The organism is Bartonella sp. CR84HXZ (assembly GCF_042194535.1).
Classification (GTDB): Bacteria; Pseudomonadota; Alphaproteobacteria; order Rhizobiales; family Rhizobiaceae; genus Bartonella; species Bartonella grahamii.
This window is the reverse complement of the sequence record NZ_JBHIMY010000001.1, coordinates 1-19,345: the sequence shown is the minus strand read 5'-3', so window position 1 is coordinate 19,345 and position 19,345 is coordinate 1. Positions and strand designations below refer to the sequence as shown.

Here is a 19,345-nt window from a genome sequence, read left to right as displayed (position 1 = left end):
TGGCTGTTTCAAGGCAGGTTTATTTCTTATAAATATGAGGCATTTTATCACTAAAAAGTATTTCTAATTGTTTTGTTATGGCGTCGGCAAGTTCTTCAGCATTCATAATTGTTACAGCACGCTGATAATAACGTGTGACATCATGACCAATTCCAATGGCAATGAGTTCGATGGGGGAATGTGTTTGAATTTCTTGAATCACTGCGCGTAAGTGTTTTTCTAGATAATTGCTGGCGTTGACCGATAGTGTCGAATCATCAACAGGAGCACCATCAGAAATGACCATGAGGATGCGACGTTGTTCACGCCGTGATAAAAGGCGTTGATGAGCCCAAATTAAAGCTTCTCCGTCGATATTTTCTTTTAATAATCCTTCTTGCATCATCAAACCTAAATTGCGTCGTGCGCGACGCCATGGGGTATCAGCACTTTTATAGATGATATGGCATAAATCATTAAGGCGTCCAGGATTATGGAGTTTGTTTTGGGTAAGCCATTGTTCGCGCGATTTTCCTCCTTTCCAAGTTTTAGTGGTAAAACCTAAAATTTCAACTTTGACACCACAACGTTCAAGAGTTTGTGCCAAAATATCAGCACAACTTGCGGCAACGCTAATGGGGCGTCCGCGCATTGAGCCCGAATTATCAATGAGGAGTGAAACAACCGTGTCCCGAAATTGGGTGTTGCTTTCCATTTTAAAAGAAAGGGGTTGCATGGGGTCAATAATTAGACGTGGAAGCCGTGCTGTATCAAGATATCCTTCTTCAAGGTCAAAGTTCCAGTTGCGATTTTGTTGCGCCATCAAGCGGCGCTGGAGACGGTTTGCTAAACGTCCAACGATGTTTTGAAGATGATTGATTTGCTTATCAAGATAACGGCGTAAGTGATCTAACTCGTTTTCAGAACAAAAATCTGTTGCTTCCAAAATTTCATCAAATTGATGGGTGAAGATTTTATAATTGCCAAGTCTTTCCATTTGTTCCGAATCGGAAAAAAGGTGTTTGGGTCTGCTCGGCTTTTCTTGCCAAGGTCCATTTTTTTGCTCGCCGTCAGCTTGATCATTGTTGTTTGATTGTGTCGCTTGTGTTTTTCCGTCGTCTTGCACATCACTTTCTTGTTCAGTGCTGGTTTGTTCTTCACTTTGAGCGTGTTTTTTGTTTTTACTCTCTTCTTCTGCTTGGTCTTGAGGTGCACATTCGTTTTTTAATTTTTTATTGTTTTTACTGTTAGAAGCTTCAGCTTGTTGCACTGTCATTTTGAGTGTAACAAGCATTTGGCGAACAATCTGTGCAAAAGCTTGTTGGTTGTAAATATGATGTGGGAGCTCATTGAGTTCTGCCGCTGCTTTTTGTTCGAGTTCTTGACGCCACAATTCTAAGACAGGACCTGCTTCTCTTGGAGCTGTGCGCTTTGTTACTTTTTCACGTAATAAAAGTGCAATCGCTTCTTGGATGGGGGCTTCACTTTGGTTGCTAATTTTATGATAATGGGCTCTTTTGTATTTATCGGCGAGCATGATATCAAGATTTTTTGCAAGTCCCTCCATGGCTAAAGTGCCAATTGCTTCAACACGTGTTTGTTCGAGGGCATCAAAGACAGCACGTGCTTCTGATTCTAGTGGAGCAAATTGCATGTGAATACGGTTATCATGCCATGCTTTGCGTAGAGCCATGGAATCACCTAATCCGCGAGTAATGGTGATGTCTTTATTCGTTGCGTATTGAGGTAATTCTGGTAAACGTGCACAACTTTCGCTTAAAGATGGTCGGTTATGACTGAAGGAAACTTCAAGGTTGTTTGTGCCTGCAATTGCACGCATACAGGTGGAAAGTGCTTTTTTAAAAGCTTCAGCATTAAGAGTGTTGTTGGAAGAGTCCTTTACCGGATTTTTGTTGTCGCCAATATTGGTAGCCATGAGTGACAAATTCCTTAAGGCGAAACACCATGAATGAGTGATTCGGGAAGCTCTTGTCCAAAGGCGCGTTGATAAAATTCTGCAACAGTGGCACGTTCGAGTTCATCACATTTATTGAGAAAGGTTAATCGGAAGGCAAAGCCGACATCTTGAAAAATTGTTGTATTTTCTGCCCAAGTAATAACGGTACGTGGACTCATGACAGTTGAAAGATCTCCATTGATAAAAGATTGGCGTACCATATCAGCAACATAAACCATTTGTGAAATTGTCTTTTTCCCCTCAGCCGTTTGAAAAGATTTGACCTTTGAACAAATGATATCAACCTCTTTATCATGGGGTAAATAATTGAGTATCGTAACAATAGACCAGCGGTCCATTTGAGCTTGATTGATCTGTTGGGTACCATGATAGAGACCGGTTGTATCACCAAGACCAATGGTGTTTGCTGTTGCAAAAAGACGAAAGGCTGGATGTGGAGAGATGACACGGCTTTGATCAAGTAAGCTTAGTTTTCCAGAAGTTTCAAGAACGCGTTGGATGACAAACATAACATCGGGACGCCCCGCGTCATATTCGTCGAAAACAAGAGCAATATTATTTTGATAAGCCCATGGCAAAATGCCTTCTTTAAATTCAGTGATTTGTAAACCATCTTTTAAAACGATAGCGTCTTTTCCTACAAGATCGATACGACTTACATGACTATCGAGATTAATGCGAAGACAAGGCCAGTTGAGACGTGCGGCAATTTGTTCAATATGCGTTGATTTCCCTGTACCGTGATAGCCAGAAACCATTACACGACGGTTAAAGGTAAAACCTGCGAGAATCGCTAAAGTTGTTTGCTGATCAAAAAGATAATCAGGATCGATATCAGGAACATGGGAACTTTTTTTGCTAAAAGCAGGGATTTCCATATCTGTTTCAATATGAAATAGATCGCGAGCACAAAGTGTAATATCGGGCAAATTTTCAACGGTAAGATTTGTCATTGTGTTTTTAGAAGGGAGGGACGCTATTTATTCATTAGAAAACGATACAAGAGTTAGAGCATTTATGCAATGCTCTATAATGAAAGCCTTAGATGTGAAGGAAGATTTTTACGTATTCTATAATGTTTTGCAAAAAAATAATATCTTGCGCAAATAATGATGGTCTAAATGAAAATAGGCTCATATAAGTACATGTTTTTAGCACAAACCAGATTTTTTTAGCAAATTATAAGCATGTAAAACATCACGAAAGCGCTCTTCTGAAGCACGATTACCACCATTGGAATCAGGATGGTGCTTTTTTACCAACTCTTTATATTTCATTTTGATGTCTTCTGCTGAAGCGTTTGCCTGTAGTCCCAGTGTATCAAAAGCTTTTGCTTCTAAGGGCTTTAATTTTCGTGAGAAATTATTGGTTGAATGCCGCTCAGTAAAAAGCGTGAAGGGATCGCGCATGCGATTTTGATAGGCAGCTGTTCCAGAGCGAATCTTTGCATAATTAGCGGCTGTTTTTTTCGATGTACCATTGCTCAGATCTGTAGGCCATGTCGGACGATGTCCTGTGAGAGCATCCTTTTGAAATTTTGCGATATCTTTATTGCTAAGACCAGAGAAGTAATTAAAATTTTTATTATAGGCGCGTACGTGTTCAATACAAAAATATAAATATTGTCCTTCGTGATTTCGACCTGCTGGTGCTTTATGGGACCCTGTTTTTTCACAACCTTCCCACTGACACTGCTGCGCTTCTGGCTCAGCTTTTTGTTTTTTATTTGAGCTTATGCGAATTGAATCGAATAATTTAGATGTTATTGTCATACTCTTGGTTTATGCAAAATTGATTAATTTTACAAGAATTGACTTTTGAAAAATTTGTTTTCACACTTATTTTATTATGAAAAAGGTGTATTTTTGCACGTTCATTTTGTTTGAGGAATGAAAAATGTTTATAGAAACAATAATCAAGAGAAAGCTTCAGGATGCTTTTCATCCGCAAAAGCTTGAAGTGATTAACGAAAGTCATCTTCATGAGGGGCATCCTCACAATGAACATGCTTTTGATGGTAAAGGAGAAACACATTTTCGAGTGAAAATTTTATCTTCTTCTTTTTCCAATATGACACGCGTAGAAATACATCGAGCGATTTATAAAGTTTTACAAAAAGAGTTAGCTACTTGTGTCCATGCCTTGGCACTTGAGGTTGAAACACTCTAATTTTTTTGATGAGACGTTTTTTAGGAACGGGGATGGGCCTTTTGATAAATTTCTAACAAATGGTCTGTATCGACATGGGTATAGATTTGTGTGGTGGAAAGACTAGCGTGCCCAAGAAGTTCTTGAATCGTGCGTAAATCTCCTCCCCGTGATAAAAGATGGGTGGCAAAAGAATGGCGCAGTGTGTGAGGCGTTGCAGTTTCTGGTAAACCAAGGCTTGCTCGTAAGTTGCGTACAGTTTTCTGAATAATGGCGGGCTGTAGGGGTCCGCCTCGTGCCCCGCGAAATATGGGTTGGTTATCCACTAAAGGATATGGGCAACATTTGAGATAATTTTGTACAGCTTCGTAAACAATTTTGATGAGAGGAACAAGGCGTGTTTTGCCGCCTTTTCCTGTTATAAATAAACTTGTTTTTTCAGGATCAGAAAATTGTTCTGGTGTGAGGCTTAAGGCTTCTGATATTCGCATTCCACAGCCATAGAGAAGCATGAGGACAGCCGCATTACGAGCGCTAATCCAAGGTTCATTTTCTAGCTGGTTTTCTTGTTTGACTATGTGAAGTGCTGATTTGATCGCTAAAGGTTTTGGGAGTGATTTTGGGTGTTTGGGGCTTCGGATAAGTTGAGCCGCGGGAACATTGACGATTCCTTCACGTGATAGGTACTTGAAAAAAGAACGTATGCCTGCCACTCCGCGGCTTAAAGAGCGAGCACTTACATTGTTTGTACGCCGATAAGCAAGATAAGCACGCAAGTCACTGATGCGTAAATGAGCAAGATCTGTAAGGGTTGGTGTATGGCTTAAGTGTTGACAGAGAAAAGACAAAAATTGCCGCGTATCACGTTCATAGGCTTGCACTGTTTGTGCTGACATACGACGTGCTTGGACGAGACACTCTAACCAATTTTTCCTTGCGTTTAAAATTGCATGGTCTGCTGGAATGAGAGGAATATTTTTATCTTTTCTCTTGTCGTTTTTGATAGGCATTATCTAGTTGAGAGTTTCTTTCTTTTTAGATTTTTCATCGTTAGAATGACCATTCTTGTTTTGGGGTTGCTCTTCACGATTGATAAGTTGCTTTTCACCTTTGAGAGAGAGTATTTTTAAGAGATTGTGCGTTGACATCAAATGCGCAAAAATTAATCCTAAAAAGCCATTTTTATGAAGCTTGGCAAGTTGGCTTGCTGATAATTTATTCAATTTTTCTTCATCAACAACCCAAAAATGTTCCAATTGCGCTGAGAGTCCTTTATCGTTTTTCACATTGATAGATTTCTGGCTTAGAAGATCCATTTCCACAAGAGCATCAATAAACTCAGAGGTTTTCTCCATAGCGATTTTAAAACTTTCAAGAAAACGAATACGTTCTTCCATAAAAGGAGAAATAGAGCCGTCGGAATTAAAAAGTTCTGTTCCTGCAACTTCATTAAACATACCTGACTGTTGATCAAAGCAAACAGAAAGTTCTTTTTCATTGCTAATTTGTGCTAGAACAAAAGGATAGCGACGGACAAAAGCAGGGACATAAGTATTGGTTTTCCAACTTTTATCAGAAGCGATATAGTCATTTTCGTCATTAGAAAGACCTACAAGAGCCGCGGATGTGTAGTGCCGTTTTTTTTGTTCATCTTCGGCGCACATAAATAAAATGGGATAGTCTAGTGCTGCTTGAAAATATTCAGTACTTGCTAAAGGAACCCAGTGAGTATCCTTGGCAAAAGACATATCACTTGGAGGAGCAAATTTTAGATTTTTATGGGAAACTTTGTTGATTGGTGTGATATCTTTGTAAAATAGCATAATATTTGCCATAAGACTTTCTCCTTTATTAATTTGTTTTTTGTTACCAAGAAAGGTCTTTTAGAAGATTGTCTCATATGGCAACAAGATTGAATAGAAAACTATAAGATTGAAGGGTTCATTTTTGAGAGATAATATTTTCGCATGAAGTATAATAAAGAAAAGCTTAAAAATAAAGTCTATCTTGCCATTATTGGTATGCCTCATGGTATAAAAGGAGATGTTTTTGTTAAAATTCTAAGTGCTGAGCCACAGCGTTTCAAGTCCTACAGCACTCTTTATGATGATATGGGGCGTTCTTATGAAATTGTAACTCTTCGTATACAAAAAAATAAGGCGATTGTACGTTTTAGAGGGGTAGAAAATCGTAATGTTGCTGAGTCTTTAAAAGGTATTCGCCTTTATGTGATGCGTGATCAATTAATTGATGATCTGGATGAGGATGAGTTTTATCAAGTTGATTTAATAGGCTTGCGTGTTCAAGATTTTGGGGGAAAAGTCGTGGGTGAAGTGTGTGGTTTCTTTAATTTCGGGGCTGGTGATTTGCTTGAAATACGTTTGAATACGGGTAAAAGAGTTCTTATTCCCTTTAGTAAGGTGGCGGTACCAGAAATTTGTATGGATTCTGGTTTTCTTGTTGTTGATCCCATGGCAGCTGGTTTAAGTGATGGGGGAGACAATGATAAAAAGGAAATAGCTTGAATCTAAAAATAAAGATGAAGGTAAAAATAACCGATGAATTTCGTCAATGAAAAGTGGAGAGTGTGAAAATATTAAAAATGCACTTTTGAGTAGATATTGTAAACACTTTATCTTGAGATAGTTCTGAGTTTTTAGAGTCTTTTTTTAGTGCAAGTATTTAGAAGGATCGTATTGAATATGATGCAGATCAAGGAGATTCAGATTAACGCTATAGCGTTAAAAGTCTTGTTTGTGCTATTTTTGCTATTAAGAGTCTGTTTAAGAAAATAAGGATGAGAAATAAAATGAAGTTTCAGGCGCGCGTTTTAACCCTTTATCCTGAAATGTTTCCTGGTTTTTTAGGGTATTCTTTAGCAGGGCAAGCTTTGGAGCGCGGAATTTGGTCACTGGAGACGGTACAGATTAGGGATTTTGCTTTGGACAAACACCATAGCGTTGATGATACACCTGCTGGTGGGGGGGCTGGTATGGTAATGCGGGCGGATGTATTGGCGTCTGCTCTTGATTTTTGTCCACAGGATTCGCCAAGATTGTTGATGAGTCCACGTGGGCGCCCTTTTGACCAAGCTTATGCGCATAGCTTGGCTCGTGATACGGGTGTAACGTTAGTTTGTGGACGTTTTGAAGGGGTTGATGAGCGAGTCATAGAAGCACGAGAATTAGAAGAAGTCTCTATAGGTGATTATATTCTTTCAGGGGGTGAAACAGCTGCATTGGTTATCTTAGATGCTATTATACGTCTTTTGCCTGGAGTGATGGGGAATGCAGCTTCTGCGAAGAGTGAAAGTTTTGAAAATGGCTTGCTGGAACATCCGCAATATACACGTCCTTCCCTTTTCGAAGGGCGGGGTATTCCGCCTGTGTTGCTCTCAGGTCATCACAAAGCGATCGCAGATTGGCGTCAAAGTCAAGCCGAATTGTTAACACGTCAACGTCGTCCTGATCTTTATGCGCGTTATGATAAAAATCATCAGAAAACTTGATTCATATGATAAGGTGGTGTATTGCATGGCTCTCTTTTTAGAGAGTTTTTTTATAAAAGGTTTTCTGTAGTTCCAAAATTAAATGAAGGAATGGTGTATTCGCTCCTGTGTAAGGCATAGCCTAAAGAGCTCCTTATTCTTAATAAAGGCTTTTTTGGTAAGAGTTGAGCGCTCTGACTGTTCGATAAAGAACATGAAGGATAAAAGAAATGAATATTATCGCACAACTTGAAGCTGAACAATGTGCAAAAATTGAAGAAAAGCGCCAATTTCCAGCCTTTCAGCCAGGAGATACAGTCCGTGTCATGGTGCGTGTGACGGAAGGTACGCGGACGCGTGTTCAGGCTTACGAAGGTGTTTGTATTGCGCGTTCAGGCGGTGGGTTGAATGAGACCTTTACAGTACGCAAGATTTCTTATGGTGAAGGGGTGGAACGGGTGTTTCCTGTTTATTCTCCGTTGATTGAAGGTGTTGAGCTGGTGCGCCGTGGTAAAGTGCGCCGTGCAAAACTCTATTATCTTCGTGGTTTGAGAGGTAAAGCTGCGCGTATCGCTGAAAAGAGAGATTATCGGAAAAAAGCTGAAAAGGTTGTTGAGAAAGTAGAAGCAGCAGCTGTAAGCACAGATGTTGAAAAGCAAGTTGCTGAGTAAAGATTATATAGGCTAAACTTTATGCAAAAGCGGCATAAAAGTCGCTTTTTGTGTCTTTTGTGATTCGTTTTGTCTTTTAAAAGGCTTGGAGGGGACATAAAAATGTTTAATCTATCAATTTTTGCCTCTTTTTATTCTTAATAACGGGTGAATTTAGATATCATTGCATATATCGTGGATACTCAAAAAGATAAGTTTAATCTGAAAAAATGCCTATTTATATTTGAGAAAAGATGTTAGACCTTTGACGTGAAGATAAAATTGTATTAGATTAAGGCGAGTTTTGCGGATTATATCCGTGGAGTAATCGGTTTTTTTTATGCGTGACCTTTAATCCGTTATTTGAGACAACCGACCTGTAATATTGGTATCTTGAGATGCCAAACAAGTAAAAACGAGATAATATATTTAGTCGTTTTATGCGGACTTTCTCGTTCATTGCGGTTGAAGTAAAAACCAGGTCAGGATATTTTATGACAGAAACAACTAGGATAAAAGAGCGCCCTCGTTCCCCTCATATAAGTATTTATCGTTGGACAATTACTATGGCTATGTCCATTGCGCATCGCGTTACAGGTATGGCACTTTATGTTGGAATGGTCTTTCTTGCTGTTTGGTTAATTGCTATTGCTTGTGGGGAGGAGACATTCAGAACGGTTCACGAGATTTATAGTTCTTGGTTTGGATTGTGTATCTTGTTTCTTTATACTTTGGCAGGGGTTCATCACATGGTTGGTGGTATTCGCCACATTGTTTGGGATATGATGCCTTGCCTTTTGGCAAAAGAAAAGGCAACAGTTACTGCTTGGGCGACAGTGTTTATCTCTCTTATTGTTACTTTTGTAATTTGGATTATTGGATATAGCGTTGTTTAGCTGGGGGTGAAAAGAGATATGAAAAAAGATTTTCGAACGGAACTTGGAAAAGTACGGGGGCATGGGAGTGCTCATGAAGGAACAGAGCATTTTTGGCTACAGCGTTTGACTGGGCTTGTCAATCTGCCGCTTTTGATATTTTTTATTGTTCTTATTCTTTCGCTTGTAGGCAAGGATTATAGTATTGTGCGTGCACGGCTTGCACATCCTGTTGTGGCTATTTTGATGGGATTAATGACTTTTTCAGTCCTTTATCATATGAAACTTGGTATGCAGGTGGTGATTGAAGATTATATTCCACGTGAAGGTTTCCGGATATTCTTTTTGACGTTGAATATTTCATTTTGTTTTCTCGTAGGTGGTGTCATTATTTTTTCTCTTTTGAAAATTGCATTAGGGGGTTAAACAAGTATGGCGGGTACAGGATCATCTCTGGGCGCTAGAGCAGGTAACGCCCCTTATCGCACTGTAGATCATAAATTTGATGTTGTTGTTGTTGGGGCAGGTGGTGCAGGATTACGTGCAACACTTGGTATGGCGGAACAAGGATTAAAGACAGCTTGTATTACGAAGGTTTTTCCAACTCGCTCACACACGGTTGCCGCACAAGGGGGGATTGCTGCATCGCTTTCAAATATGGGACCTGACAATTGGCAGTGGCATTTATATGATACCGTGAAAGGTTCTGATTGGTTGGGTGATACCGATGCAATGGAGTATTTGGTGCGTAATGCACCTGCTGCTGTCTACGAATTAGAACATTATGGCGTTCCTTTTTCGCGGACGCAAGAAGGCAAAATTTATCAACGTCCTTTTGGTGGACATACGACACAATTTGGTGAAGGTCCACCTGTTCAGCGTACTTGTGCAGCAGCTGACCGTACAGGCCATGCCATTTTGCATACGCTTTATGGACAAAGCTTAAAGCATAATGCGCAATTTTTTATTGAATATTTTGCACTCGATCTTATCATGACGGATGGGGTTTGTACGGGGGTTGTGGCATGGGATCTCGATGATGGTACAATACATCGTTTTTCTGCCAAAATGGTTGTTCTTGCAACCGGTGGTTATGGACGGGCTTATTTTTCTGCGACATCGGCGCATACCTGTACGGGTGATGGTGGTGGAATGGTCGCACGCGCTGGATTGCCACTTCAGGATATGGAATTTGTGCAATTCCATCCGACAGGGATTTACGGTTCTGGCTGCTTAATTACAGAAGGAGCTCGTGGTGAAGGAGGCTATTTAATCAATTCTGAAGGTGAACGCTTTATGGAGCGCTATGCACCTTCCTTTAAGGATTTAGCTTCACGTGACTTGGTTTCGCGTTGTATCACACTTGAAATTCGTGAAGGACGTGGCGTTGGACCTAAGAAGGACCATATTCATTTGGTTCTCAACCATATTGATCCTGCAATCTTGCACGAGCGTTTACCGGGAATTTCGGAATCAGCACGGATTTTTGCAGGTGTAGATGTAACAAAAGAGCCTATCCCCATCTTGCCAACGGTTCATTATAATATGGGTGGGATTCCTACCAATTACTACGGAGAAGTTCTCAATCCGACGGCTGATTCGCCTGATCGTATTCAACCAGGGCTGATGGCGGTAGGAGAAGCAGGATGTGCTTCTGTTCATGGGGCTAATCGCTTGGGGTCAAATTCATTAATTGATCTTGTGGTGTTTGGTCGTGCTGCTGCCATTCGCGCGGGCGAAGTTATTGATCGGAATGCAGAAATTCCACCCATCAATGAAGAAGCTGTTGACGAAATTATAGCGCGTTTTGATCGTTTACGTTTTGCACAAGGGGCGATACCAACAGCTCTATTGCGTGAAAAAATGCAACGCACAATGCAAGAAGATGCGGCAGTATTCCGTACAGAAGATTCTTTGCAACAAGGATGTCAACGGATGAATAAAATCTGGGGGGAATTGTCTGACCTCAAAGTTACAGATCGTTCTCTGATATGGAATTCTGATTTGGTTGAAACATTAGAGCTTGAAAATCTCATGGCGAATGCAATTGTGACTGTTCATTCTGCACAAGCTCGTTTAGAAAGCCGTGGCGCTCATGCTCGTGAAGATTATCCAGAGCGTGATGATAAAAACTGGCGTAAACATACGCTTTCACATTTGTCAAAAGAGGGTAAGGTGACGTTATCATATCGACCTGTCCATGTGGACCCGTTAACATCTGAAGCTGATGGTGGGATCGATTTAAAGCGCATTGCACCTAAAAAACGGGTTTATTAAGGGGAGACACGAATTATGGTACAAATTAAGCTTCCCAAAAACTCTCAAGTCAAACCGGGGAAGGTTTGGCCTAAACCTGAAGGTGCGACAGAGCTGACAGAATTTCATGTTTACCGTTGGTCACCAGATGATGAGAATAATCCTCGTCTGGATACTTATTACGTAGATCGTTCTGCTTGTGGTCCAATGATTCTTGATGGGCTTTTGTTTATTAAAAACCATATTGATCCAACTTTGACACTTCGTCGATCTTGCCGTGAAGGCATCTGTGGTTCATGTGCGATGAATATTGATGGAATCAATACATTGGCTTGTACCAAAGGGATGGATGATGTAAAACACCCCATTAAAGTCTATCCTTTGCCTTCCATGCCGGTTGTTAAAGATTTGGTTCCTGACTTGAAGCGCTTTTATGCGCAACATCGAGTCATTGAGCCTTGGTTGCAAACAGTTTCTCCTGAACCTGCGAAAGAATGGTTACAAAGTCACTCCGATCGCCAAAAAATCGATGGCCTTTATGAGTGTATTTTGTGTGCGTGTTGTCAGACTTCATGTCCAAGTTATTGGTGGAACGGTGATCGTTATTTGGGCCCCGCTGTTTTGCTTCAAGCTTATCGCTGGATTGCGGATTCACGTGATGAGATGTGTGGTGAACGTCTTGATAATTTAGAAGATCCTTTCCGCCTTTATCGTTGCCATACGATTATGAATTGTGCGCAAACTTGTCCAAAGGGATTAAATCCAGCGAAAGCGATTGCTGAAATTAAAAAACTCATGGTTGAACGCCGCATTTGAAAATTTACTGATTGATGAAAATAAAGAGCAAGGTAGAAAATTGTATCTCCTTTTAGCAATTAAATCTCCAAAAGAGGGTCGGCTGCTTATGAAGACGTAGTAGCTATAATCATTCTAAAAGCGAAGTAATCTCTAAAAATTGAGCAATCCTTGTAGAAGCAATCCTTGCAATCGCTGAGCAGAAAACTCATAGTTGAATATTACTTTGAAAATTGACAGATTAACGAACAGTAAAAAGAAAAACAGAAAATTGTACGTGTTTTTTGCGCCTATTGAGGTTTGATCTCTAAAAATTTATTGGCTTTTATGAGGCGGTTACCACAGTTATTATTGCCTTTAAAAAGTCATTAGTCTTTCGGGTAAACTATATTTTAAATAGTGTTCTATGTAAAAACAATAAAATCAATATGCCATGTGTTTTTATTTTTATTAAATTCGTATCAGAATTTGCACTTTAATACAGATTCAATTAATCATTTTTTATAAAAAAGATAACTCTGTATAAACATAGCACAAAAAATAAATGCTGATACAGATATTATAACGCATGTAAATTATTCATATGAAATACAAAGGAGTGATCATTATGACAGTTCGTCATTTTACGATACGTTTATTATAATATTGAAAACATTGCTAATATTCAGGGATTAGGAATTTTTGATAATATCATTATATATATTTAAAGGTCATATTTTTTATTTTAAAGATTGGATTGTTAATCGCATTAAAAAACAAAATTTATAGTTTTCAAAAAATCGAGAACGTAAAATCCCTATCTATTGTAGAGATAGATCATACAGTTAAGGGGGAAGTAATTTAAAACTATTGTAACGTCATAGATTTAAATTCATTAAAGAGCAGATAAGACGTTTGAAAAAAATAGCAAATTTACAGGTTTTTCTAAAAATTTAGAAAACGGTAGTAAGAATTTTAAGAACACGTGTTGCTAATGTGGAATAAGGAATCTTTATAGGTTTGTTTGAGTTGAATGAATTCAATCATCAAAGAAAACATGTTGTATTTTGATGAGTTTCGTAGGTTTTGATTTTATATGTTTTTATCTATAAAAATAGAGATTTCTAGGTTTAGGTTTTATTTATATTTCATTTTTTCTTGTATGTATGCTTAAGAAAGTTGTTTAAGCAGTAAAAGTGTTTTTTATTTTATTTTTCAGCATAAAAGATATTTCTTAACATGAAAGAGAGGTTTCCAAGAATTAACGGTATAATCAGTCATTTTTTTGGTATTTATTCTGTTGTGCCATAAAACACTATCGTGTTTAGTATGTGGTAATTAAAGTAGTTAGAAGGTGAAATCTGCTAGGCGAGGGGTGGATTGTTTGCAGGTTAGTTGCGTGTTAAGAGGCTTCGTCCTTTAAGGTGTGGTAGGTGGAGTCTGTTAGCCAATTACGTAAACTAGAGCGAAATCTACGTGGACAGGTTTTTAACCTAATCTCTCTTATATATTGTGATAGAAAATTCATTTTAATAAGGAGCACGACCGGTTACAGAAAAAAGAAATCATTGCGAAAAAACAAGCGTGCTTGTTTTAAAATTTTTAATGCGTCTGATCATAAGGGCACGCGAAATCTCCTGTAGTATCACGCAGACCTTTCATATTCTCGAGCCAAGAATTGTCCATATATCCTCTTCAATCTGATCTTCACGAATTGATGCAAGAGATGGGTACGAGTACCTGTAAGAATAAGCAGACGCAAAGCCAGTTGTATCATTATTGTTGCTTTGCAGAGTGTTTGATAAAAATCTGGAATATTTTTCCAATTCATTGCCGGTTTATTAATGACTTTATGGCGTTGTTTTTCTAAAAGAGCTTTTGCTGTTGTAGCTTTTACCTATCAGATGGGAGTTGAGAGTATTACTTATCTCTCTGTTGGCGTAATCTCTGAAACCGGTACACAGTCTCCTAATTTAGGGGGAATATGAAGCTGTAAAGGTGCAAACCAGTTTCCTTTTTTCAGTCATTTTTAGTTCAGTTTTATGACTTTCAAAAGCGCCTAGAGTAATGTCTTTTAAATGATAGAGATTACGCATTGCTTTACGCTTTTGTTTCTCTCGTTCTTTAAAAAGATCACAACCCTTATGCAAAACAGAACGCCTCAAACCAAATACGCTTGGCTTGTCAATTTACACGCTTGTTTTAAAGAAACCTTTCTTTAAGGTTCCCAAGCTCATTTCGCGATAGTGCTCGTGGATGGTATAATGGTAAAGTTCCGATGAATAATATAAAATTTATAGAGCATCTCCATCTTTACACTTCATAAAAGAGCAAGCTGGGTGCCATTAGACACTTTTCCAACTCCCAATGTTGCGACAGTTTTTGGCATTTGGGACGGTTTATAAGAGGCATTTTTAGTGCTTTTTTATACAGTTTCATTCTACACGGCTTTATTCGCTTGTAATGTGCAAGAGACATGAAATGAGAGAATCCTACGGTACTAAGATCTTTTATCCAACATGCAAAATAATGAACACCCTTTATAAATCAATGTGATGCATCTTAAGAAGTGGGATTTTAGATCTGTGCTTTTAGGAATTTTCGTTTTTTGAGGCGCAGAGAAGAGAGCAGGAATATTCAGAGTAGAGCTTACCTTGTGTAATCTATGGATATCGTCTTTAGGATGGGGACATAAGACACGTGATATGGTTAGCAAAGCTTGCTTAAGAGAAATTTGGTTGTTTACGAACAGTCGGAGGTTAAGAATCTTTCTTCGTCCGAAGAAGACGTTGATATGCCACTATACTTTTTATTACCAAATAGAATGTGGTTTATAGATGCTAAATCGAAATGATAGTTTATTTCGTATGAGGTTTTCCGTATCTGGAGATTGTTTGGTTAAAAAACATATTTATTAATCACTTGAAAATAGCACTTAGAATTTTAAACGATAAGTTTTGGTCTTGATGACGATAATTATTTGTGATGATCGAAAGTACCCATTTTACGAAGCTTTCATTGATAGGTGAATCAAAATTTATTCTTTTCTTTTGTTGAAATATTTATTTTATAGCTATTTCTTTTTGCATCAAACATATCGTTTCAAAAGATAAATGGAAAAAATGATCAAAGGTAAGAAAATAGAGAGAGCCTTATGTATAATTTGGTTTTCTCATAAAGTTGTTGTCTATTAACTTTTTTCTTCTTTTATTCATGAAGAGTGTAGAAAATGCATTGGAGAAGCAAAGAAAATAGGGAAAGTTAAAAAATAGCCGTAACAATTAGTTACGGCTATTTTTTGTTTGCATCATATTACCGAGAGAGGAAGCTCCCCTTAAGCAATTTTTGATTTAGCAAAAATCGGGTCGTAAAAGACTTCAGAGAGTTTTCTATCTCTAAAGAACAACACTACGTCAACTGTTGTATAGAGAACGATTTTTATCATTTCTAACTCGAGTTGCCGGCCAACTTCTGATCTTTTAATCAAGGTGGCACATCGTTCAAATGTCTGCAAAGCGCTGTTGGCATGCGTTGTTGTAATCGATCCGGGATGACCAGTGTTGAGTGAATTGAGATATTCCCATGCTTCATTACCTCGCAATTCAGCGAGAAAAATTCGGTCGGGCGACTGACGCATACACGCATCTAGGCATTCTTCAGCTGAAACACGGCCTACATTATTACCATAAATCATATGTACATGATTGGGATGATTGGGTAGAAAAAGCTCATGAACATCTTCAATTGTGATAATACGCTCCTCTACAGGGACCTTTTCAATTAAAGAGCGAGCAAATGTTGTTTTACCAGATCCTGTCTTACCTGCAATAATAATGTTGCGTTTGTGAAAGACGCATTCTTGTAAAAAGTCAAGAATTTTTCCATCACGTTTATGTTGCAAAAGTTGAACTTCAAATGGCTCCAACCGTGTGAAGTCCTGCTTCGATAACAAGTTATTTGCTTCTTTTTGCGAAGGTTTGTTAAAACTTACGTCGGAGAAATCATCAAATGCACCTTCTTCTTTGAGTTCTTCTAACGTCTTAACTATAAGAGAATGTTTACGAATTACAAAGGAAAGAGCACCATCAACGACAGCTGGCGTTTGTATAATTGTACCACGTTGTCCACCAGGCAATAGCACATAATTAATACTTTTGGGAGCCATACCGTTATAAACGATAATAGCTGTAATGAGCGTTTGCAAAAAAGTGGTTGTTAACTCTGGTACGCTATGTACTTGCCAACCCTTAAAGCTTTTCGTCCATACTTCACAGGGGCGGCAAATCGATAATTCAGTGATCGAGGGATCTTCTAAGAAACAATCAAGCGGTTGTAGAAGCTGAAAAACTGCTTGATCTTTCTGTATTGGGTTAACGTGTGACAAGACTGTAGACATCGCTGAAATCCAGATCACGAGCAACAAAAATATTTACTCGTTCGCCTTGGTTTTTGTAAAGTGTTGGTGTGATATTGATGGAATTTTGAAGAACATCGATTGCTATAGATTCAGGATCCTGAGCACCTTTATTTTGTGAGTTTTCTTTATTTTTTTTGCTGATTTTACTAACATTTCCTTTTACCCATTCTCCTAAATCACCGATTATGCTTACCATAATTGCACCACCAAATCTCTCCCAAAAGTGTCTATCAACCCAGCCACCAATACCCGCTTCACCCAGAGGACCTGTGCCGGGTGAGTCAAGATTGACAACAACACCAGAAGGCGTTTCGATGCGTAACCATTGCACAAACACACGCGTTTGTCCTTGTTGTATGCCACTTTGGTAAAAACCAACGACTTTAGAACCACGGTCAAGCAAAACAACACGACCACTTGTGGAATAAATATCGCGTGTTAAATGACAGGTCGTCATTCCGGGTTGTGATGTAATGATCTTTGTTTCTAACGTGCAATCTATTTGTGTTCCTTGCGTAATCAAAAAGTCACGGTTACGAAGTTGCACCGCATGTGATTGACCTAAACGTACGGGCTGAAGGTTATCAAATAATACGCCACTACCTCTATCATTATTCGATGCTTTATTATTTGTATCTGTAGATCCTTCGCTACCACCGCTGTTAAGGCTAGAACTGAGCATACGTTTGCGTGCTAATTCTTCAGAATCTTGGAGCATATGTGGAGGAATGGCTGTTTGAAGAAGCTTACTCAAAGCCGGTGGAATATCCAGGTTTGAATCTTCTATTTGTGCTGATTTTTCTGCTTCTTCTACAATCTTCGGCTCTTCTATAATCCGAGGGACATAGTTTGGTATAATTTGCTGTACTATTTGTTGTGGTTTTTCTTCCTCAACTTCCACGGTATTACGCATTTTAAAAGCTTTCCAAGTCAAGGCAATCGGTATCGTTACTATGACAATAAGTCCTACCACTAACAATGCACGGGTACCTGGAATTGTCGGACGACGTTCAGAACCTAGTTCCGACCCTCCATAAGTACCTTCAATATGTTTTTGCTCGACGTTATCCAGTTTTGTACCTTTTCCCTCTCCTTCCTTATTATCAAACATCATTTTCCTCCTTTATTGATACGATAAACCACCGAAGATACTGTCCCTGTTGTGTTTGGTACGCCATTGGGGTCATAGGCTTCATTAAAAACAGCTAGAGCGCGTTTACCAAGTCGTATGAGCCATTTAGGATTGACCTTATGAACGGCGATAATATCATTAGAACTGCCGATAACGGTGCGTGGTATTAAGCTTTCATTGCCTTCAGCATCTACGACATAAATCGATGGCATATCCATGTTAGCGGGAAATTTGAAGTAAGTAATACGCCCATTGTCCCAAGCATTTATCGGAGCAATATCTTGATGACCGCTCATAGTATAACTGAGATTATAGCCTTTGACGCTTTGGTGAAAACCACGTTCAATCGCAAGGCGTCGGTTGTTTTCTTCTGACTTTTCATCATTTGAATCGGGATAATGGAAAGCTAATTCATATGTTGATCCTGCACGGTCATTTCGAAACTGTAGTCGGAATTTGTAACTCCGTTTGTCAGTTACAACGATGAGATTGGTATTGGCAAGTTCTGCTTTTGGTTTAATAAAAATATGCCGCCCTTTATGAGCAAAGGCATAGGCTTCTGAATCGCCAAAGGCATGAGTGATATACTGTTCACCTTCTTCAAGAATAATATGTGTTGCCACACCAAGAACTGTTTCAATTTGAACCACATCGGCTTCGTTATATGTTATATAGCGAATGCGGTGATCATATTGTGAATTTGATGGACTTTTGAGCGCCTGCACAGGTACCGTATAAAGAGAAGAAAACGAAGACAATAGAACAACGAACGCAAGTTTTTTCATAACAATCAATTCCTTAATCATTTAACAGTATTTCTGGGTCAGAACGGTAACTTGTTATTTGAAAACCAAGGGGGTTAAGCAATCGATCAGATGATTTCATGGGTGCACTGACATAGGTGTAACCAATTGTTGCAATCTGGTGCTGTTTTGGTCCGGTAGTAGCACCGCTGCTGTCAAGTTGCTGAGTCGTAAAACGTACAGTTGCTTGACCGAGTCCATTAAGCTGGATTGATCGTACTTTGACTGTGATACGTGCTTTATTGGAAAGCACTTTGTCCCGTGCATTTTCTCCATCATAGATTTTATAATATTCTTGTTGAACAGATGCCGCACTTAAAAGTGCTGTTGTGTCATAGTTCAGTTGAATCGTATCGTAGTCGTAATTTTCGCGGTTAAGCACATATTGGTTTAGCCAATATCTATCTACAACTTCACCATAGCTTTCTTTGTGTTCACGCATGACTGAGATAACATCAACTGCACCCGTCGTGTTATCAACGCGCAATACTAAGGGAGTTGGAGCTGGTTGAGAAAACCCAACGACTCCACATATCATACCGAATAAGCCAAAAAGACCAACAGTACTCGCTACACGCCATGCCGTTCTGCGCGATCTTATAAATTCATTAATAAGATCACGTTCTAAGCCACGGCTTTCTTCATAATAACTGCTAAGTTGTTCGGCTTTCACTGGTTTTACTTGTTTTGTTTTCATCTGTCTCCTCGCTTAATTTCGGCAGGGATTGTTTTATTAATAGGCACACGGTTCCTATCATTGGGCTGTTTGAGCTTTGGTGCTAATACACAAGCCGATAAAATGTTTGCAATCAAAATTACAAGAATGATATTTTTCATTTTAATATG

Annotated in this window: 18 protein-coding genes and 1 pseudogene; 8 read left to right on the top strand and 11 right to left on the bottom strand. The window is 38.9% G+C overall.

The genetic code is table 11. The features are described 5' to 3' along the window. Positions 1–19: 19 nt before the first annotated feature. From cobT to ACFIKD_RS00085, 3 genes are all read right to left on the bottom strand, one after another. The gene (cobT, locus tag ACFIKD_RS00095; protein ID WP_375644316.1) at positions 20–1,915 is read right to left on the bottom strand and encodes a cobaltochelatase subunit CobT; all 1,896 of its coding nucleotides are present in this window, start codon (positions 1,913–1,915) and stop codon (positions 20–22) included. Positions 1,916–1,929: 14 nt separating this feature from the next. Beyond that, positions 1,930–2,910 (bottom strand): cobaltochelatase subunit CobS, encoded by a 981-nt coding sequence (cobS, locus tag ACFIKD_RS00090; RefSeq protein ID WP_375646893.1) that lies wholly within the window; start codon positions 2,908–2,910, stop codon positions 1,930–1,932. A gap of 198 nt (positions 2,911–3,108) precedes the next feature. Beyond that, entirely contained in the window at positions 3,109–3,729 is a 621-nt protein-coding gene (locus ACFIKD_RS00085) for a J domain-containing protein (protein WP_375635299.1), read from the bottom strand. Positions 3,730–3,853: 124 nt separating this feature from the next. Here ACFIKD_RS00085 and ACFIKD_RS00080 point away from each other — a divergent pair, with 124 nt between their 5' ends. Further along, positions 3,854–4,126 carry a BolA family protein gene (locus ACFIKD_RS00080; protein ID WP_375635298.1) on the top strand — a complete coding sequence of 91 codons (273 nt, stop codon included), beginning with the start codon at positions 3,854–3,856 and terminating at the stop codon, positions 4,124–4,126. A gap of 20 nt (positions 4,127–4,146) precedes the next feature. Here ACFIKD_RS00080 and ACFIKD_RS00075 read toward each other — a convergent pair whose 3' ends face one another. Together ACFIKD_RS00075 and ACFIKD_RS00070 are read right to left on the bottom strand one after the other, a co-directional pair. Then, positions 4,147–5,115, bottom strand: coding sequence for a tyrosine recombinase XerC (locus tag ACFIKD_RS00075; protein ID WP_375646892.1), 969 nt, complete (start codon positions 5,113–5,115; stop codon positions 4,147–4,149). Positions 5,116–5,118: 3 nt separating this feature from the next. Further along, on the bottom strand, positions 5,119–5,940 hold the full coding sequence (locus tag ACFIKD_RS00070) for a SapC family protein (RefSeq protein WP_015857041.1): 822 nt from the start codon (positions 5,938–5,940) through the stop codon (positions 5,119–5,121). A 132-nt stretch (positions 5,941–6,072) separates the two neighbouring features. Here ACFIKD_RS00070 and rimM point away from each other — a divergent pair, with 132 nt between their 5' ends. From rimM to ACFIKD_RS00035, 7 genes are all read left to right on the top strand, one after another. Next, positions 6,073–6,630 carry a ribosome maturation factor RimM gene (gene rimM / locus ACFIKD_RS00065; protein WP_375646891.1) on the top strand — a complete coding sequence of 186 codons (558 nt, stop codon included), beginning with the start codon at positions 6,073–6,075 and terminating at the stop codon, positions 6,628–6,630. A gap of 284 nt (positions 6,631–6,914) precedes the next feature. After that, on the top strand, positions 6,915–7,613 hold the full coding sequence (gene trmD / locus ACFIKD_RS00060) for a tRNA (guanosine(37)-N1)-methyltransferase TrmD (protein ID WP_375647002.1): 699 nt from the start codon (positions 6,915–6,917) through the stop codon (positions 7,611–7,613). 209 nt (positions 7,614–7,822) lie between these two features. Continuing rightward, entirely contained in the window at positions 7,823–8,263 is a 441-nt protein-coding gene (rplS, locus tag ACFIKD_RS00055) for a 50S ribosomal protein L19 (RefSeq protein WP_375635295.1), read from the top strand. A gap of 473 nt (positions 8,264–8,736) precedes the next feature. Beyond that, a complete protein-coding gene (sdhC, locus tag ACFIKD_RS00050) occupies positions 8,737–9,138 on the top strand; it encodes a succinate dehydrogenase, cytochrome b556 subunit (RefSeq protein ID WP_015857037.1) in 402 nt (133 codons plus the stop codon). An 18-nt stretch (positions 9,139–9,156) separates the two neighbouring features. Continuing rightward, the gene (gene sdhD / locus ACFIKD_RS00045; protein WP_375646889.1) at positions 9,157–9,543 is read left to right on the top strand and encodes a succinate dehydrogenase, hydrophobic membrane anchor protein; all 387 of its coding nucleotides are present in this window, start codon (positions 9,157–9,159) and stop codon (positions 9,541–9,543) included. Between the two features lie 6 nt (positions 9,544–9,549). Beyond that, a complete protein-coding gene (gene sdhA / locus ACFIKD_RS00040) occupies positions 9,550–11,394 on the top strand; it encodes a succinate dehydrogenase flavoprotein subunit (protein WP_375635294.1) in 1,845 nt (614 codons plus the stop codon). Positions 11,395–11,409: 15 nt separating this feature from the next. Then, positions 11,410–12,189: a succinate dehydrogenase iron-sulfur subunit gene (locus ACFIKD_RS00035; protein WP_375644314.1), complete on the top strand. Its 780-nt coding sequence runs from the start codon at positions 11,410–11,412 to the stop codon at positions 12,187–12,189. Between the two features lie 1,360 nt (positions 12,190–13,549). On the opposite strand, the pseudogene ACFIKD_RS09810 reads toward ACFIKD_RS00035, so the two are convergent. From ACFIKD_RS09810 to ACFIKD_RS00005, 6 genes and pseudogenes are all read right to left on the bottom strand, one after another. After that, positions 13,550–14,536: pseudogene (locus ACFIKD_RS09810) on the bottom strand (integrase). 945 nt (positions 14,537–15,481) lie between these two features. Beyond that, positions 15,482–16,543 (bottom strand): P-type DNA transfer ATPase VirB11, encoded by a 1,062-nt coding sequence (gene virB11 / locus ACFIKD_RS00025; protein WP_375635292.1) that lies wholly within the window; start codon positions 16,541–16,543, stop codon positions 15,482–15,484. Beyond that, a complete protein-coding gene (gene virB10, locus ACFIKD_RS00020; protein WP_375644411.1) occupies positions 16,518–17,675 on the bottom strand; it encodes a type IV secretion system protein VirB10 in 1,158 nt (385 codons plus the stop codon). Before virB10 ends, virB11 begins: the two co-directional genes overlap by 26 nt. Next, on the bottom strand, positions 17,675–18,481 hold the full coding sequence (gene virB9 / locus ACFIKD_RS00015) for a P-type conjugative transfer protein VirB9 (protein WP_375635291.1): 807 nt from the start codon (positions 18,479–18,481) through the stop codon (positions 17,675–17,677). Before virB9 ends, virB10 begins: the two co-directional genes overlap by 1 nt. Positions 18,482–18,494: 13 nt before the next feature. Beyond that, positions 18,495–19,196: a virB8 family protein gene (locus ACFIKD_RS00010; protein WP_375635290.1), complete on the bottom strand. Its 702-nt coding sequence runs from the start codon at positions 19,194–19,196 to the stop codon at positions 18,495–18,497. Continuing rightward, positions 19,193–19,336 (bottom strand): TrwH protein, encoded by a 144-nt coding sequence (locus tag ACFIKD_RS00005; protein WP_375647001.1) that lies wholly within the window; start codon positions 19,334–19,336, stop codon positions 19,193–19,195. The genes ACFIKD_RS00010 and ACFIKD_RS00005 overlap by 4 nt, the downstream gene beginning before the upstream one ends. Between the last annotated feature and the right edge of the window lie 9 nt (positions 19,337–19,345).